This is a genomic window from Streptomyces sp. UH6 (assembly GCF_013421635.1).
Classification (GTDB): Bacteria; Actinomycetota; Actinomycetes; order Streptomycetales; family Streptomycetaceae; genus Streptomyces; species Streptomyces abyssomicinicus.
Genome location: NZ_JACADT010000690.1, coordinates 1 through 3,074, shown reverse-complemented (window position 1 = coordinate 3,074; position 3,074 = coordinate 1). Strand labels below are relative to the sequence as shown.

The following is a 3,074-nucleotide window of genomic DNA, read 5'->3' as shown; positions in this document are numbered from 1 at the left end:
CAGCCGCCGAAACGCCGGTGGCGGGCGGCGTAGTCGCGCAGCGCGCGGAGGAAGTCGACCTTGCGGAAGGCCGGCCAGAAGACCTCGCAGAAGTAGTACTCGGAGTGCGCGGTCTGCCAGAGCATGAACCCGGACAGCCGCTGCTCGCCGCTGGTACGGATCACCAGGTCCGGGTCGGGCTGGTCGCCGGTGTAGAGGTGGCGGCCGATCAGCTCGACGTCGATGGCCTCGGCGGCCTCGTCCAGGGTCGCACCGCGCGCGGAGGCCTCCTGGAGGGCCGACCGCACCGCGTCGACGATCTCCTGCCGCCCGCCGTAGCCGATGGCGACGTTGACGACTATCCCCGCGTTGCCCGCGGTGGCCTCCTCGGCCTCCTTGAGGGTGCGCCGCATGCCGTCGGGCAGCACGTCCGTGGTACCGACGTGATGGATGCGCCAGCGCCCGTCCGCGGCCAGGGAGGTCACCACGCCCTCGATGATGCCGAGCAGCGGGACGAGCTCCTCCTGCGGGCGGTCGAAGTTGTCCGTGGAGAGCAGCCAGAGGGTGACCACCTCGACGTCCGTCTCGGCGCACCAGCCGAGGAACTCCTCGATCTTCTCCGCACCGGCCTGGTGGCCCTCGACGGTGGTGCCGCCGGCCGCCTTCGCCCAGCGCCGGTTGCCGTCCATGATCACGCCGATGTGCTTGGGCACCTGGTCGTGGTCGAGGTGGCCCTCGACGCGGCGTGCGTAGACCCTGACAAGCAGACGGCGAAGGTTGTCGCGCAGCTTCACGTGAATGTCGGCCCCTCCGTGCGGATCCCCCGGGAAGCGTACCCCTGCCCCGCGACACCCCCGGCCCGCCCCCTGGGGGCACGGGCTCCCCTGCCGGGGCAAAGAAAACGGGCCGGTCCGTGGGGGGGAGACGGACCGGCCCGAGGGGGGGAGTTCCACCATAACCCTTCGTGAGGGATGGCGCGTACATTGGCGCCGAACAACTACGCTCCGGAGTCGATCGGCGACGCGACGTCCAGGACGAATCACCTCATTTCGCCCTCCGATGCCGCGTCGGGATGATCGATTCCCATCCCATGAGGCCGACATCACATTCCATTCCAAGGCATTCCCACCCCGAAGCCGCTGTTTCACAGACCGTTGCCCCGGCGGTGTCCCCCGCCCCCCGCTTCGCCCTTCCGGGCGACCACCGGCGCGCCCGGATGACACCCCCGGCCCACGTCCGCGCGCGGCGGCGGCACCGGCCACCCGCGGCGAGGTCAGAGACGGATCCGGGCCAGCAGGGGGAGGTGGTCGCTGGGGGTGCCGGGCAGGGGCGTGACGTCGATCGCGCGGGGGCCTCGGGCGAGGGCCTGGTCGATGCGGGCGAGGGGCAGGGAGGCGGGCCAGGTGAAGGCGAGGCCGTGGACGGGGGCGGGAAGGCGGGAGGTGAGGGGGGAGAGGCCGCGGTCGTCGAGGGTGGAGTTGAGGTCGCCGAGGAGGAGGACCCGCGGCAGGGTCTCGGCGTCGATCTCGGCGGCGAGCAGGCGGGCGCTCTCGTCGCGGCGGGCGGAGGTGAGGCCCGCGGTCGGGGTGATCCGGACCGACGGGAGGTGGGCGACGTGGACGGCGATCTCGCCGTGGCGGGGCAGGTGCGCGGTGGCCCGCAGGGCCCGCTGCCAGGAGGGGTCGACCCCGGCGGGGCGGATGTCGAGCGGGCGCACGTCGGTGAGGGGGTGGCGGGAGAAGAGGGCGACGGTGCCGTGGGAGGCGTGGTGCGGGTAGTCGGCCGAGAGCGCGGACCGCAGGACCGGGAGGGTGGCGGAGGTGACTTCCTGGAGGGCGATCAGGTCGGGGCCGGGACGGGCGAGGGCCCGGGCGGTGGCGGCCGGGTCGGGGTTCTCGTCGCTCACGTTGTGCTGGACGACGGTGAGGTCCGCGCCGTGGTCGTCCCGCGGCAGCAGGTGGGGACCGAAGAGCCAGGCCCAGGTCAGGGCCGGCAGCAGCACCGCGCACACGGCCACGGGCGTGCGGCGGCGCAGGAGGACGAACAGCAGCAGCGGCGGCACGACGGCCCCTGTCCACGGCAGGAAGGTCTCCAGGAGGCTCCCGAGGCGGGGGCCTGCGTTGGGCACCAGTGCGTGCCCCGCCAGCAGGGCGGACACCAGCAGGGCGAGCAGGGCGGGGGCGTGCCTTCGTATCCGGTTCCGGGCCATGTGGGAGCAGGACGCGGACCGGGCCGGTCCGGTTCCGCCCGTGCTCAGGCCCTGCGGTGGTGGAGCAGGACGACGCCGTTGGGGAAGACCCGGGTGTCGACGAGGGTGAGGCCGACGCGTGCGTCCAGTTCGGGGAAGATCCGGTGGCCCCGGCCGAGGATCACCGGGTGGACGTAGAGGTGGAACTCGTCGATCAGCCCGTGGCGGAGGAACGACGCGGCGAGCGAGGCCCCGCCGACGAAGAGCGGGCCGCCGGACCGCTCCTTGAGGGCGCGGACCTCCTCGGGCACCACGTCGCGCACGAGGGTGGCGTTCCGGCCGACGCGCTCGAGGGTGCGGGAGTAGACGACCTTGGGGGTGTCCCGCCAGAGGGCGGCGAACTCCCGCATCGGCTCCGGGCTGTCGGGGTCCTGGTCGGCCGTGGGCCAGAAGCCGTCCATCATCACGTAGTTGCGTCGGCCGCAGAGGAAGGCGCCGGCCGGGGCGAGGAACCCGTTGATCTGCCGGTGCACCTCCTCGTCGACCAGGTGCCAGGAGATGTCGCCGTCCGGTGCCTCCATGTAGCCGTCCAGCGAGACGGACATGTTCAGGATCACGTTCCGCATGGCCTCACGGCCGCCTCTCGTTCGCCGCCAGCAGTTCGGCGGTCGCGGCAGCGGGGTCGGCGGCCGGTTCGCCGGTGGGCCACCAGGCCCCGCCCTGTCGCCGGTATCCGTACCACCGGCCGTCCCGGCCCAGTCGCAGCTGCGGGCCGCGTTCCCCGAACGTGAACCGGTTCTCCTCGACGGTGATCACCGGCTCCTCGTCGGGGGACCACGCCTCGGCCAGCGCGGTCCGGGCGCGCGCCGTCCGGTGCGGTCCCGGCGTCCAGGGGTGCTCCAGCACC

The 3,074-nt window shown here is 73.3% G+C and carries 3 protein-coding genes and 1 pseudogene; all 4 read right to left on the bottom strand.

Annotation, left to right across the window (positions count from 1 at the left end):
* On the bottom strand, positions 1-773 hold a 773-nt coding region (locus HW445_RS24340), incomplete at its 3' end, for an isoprenyl transferase (RefSeq protein WP_180223087.1).
* Positions 774-1,252: 479 nt separating this feature from the next.
* Positions 1,253-2,188 (bottom strand): endonuclease/exonuclease/phosphatase family protein, encoded by a 936-nt coding sequence (locus tag HW445_RS24335; protein WP_180223086.1) that lies wholly within the window; start codon positions 2,186-2,188, stop codon positions 1,253-1,255.
* A gap of 44 nt (positions 2,189-2,232) precedes the next feature.
* Entirely contained in the window at positions 2,233-2,793 is a 561-nt protein-coding gene (locus HW445_RS24330) for a dihydrofolate reductase family protein (RefSeq protein WP_180223085.1), read from the bottom strand.
* A 4-nt stretch (positions 2,794-2,797) separates the two neighbouring features.
* A pseudogene (locus tag HW445_RS24325) lies at positions 2,798-3,074 on the bottom strand (hypothetical protein); the annotation flags it as partial.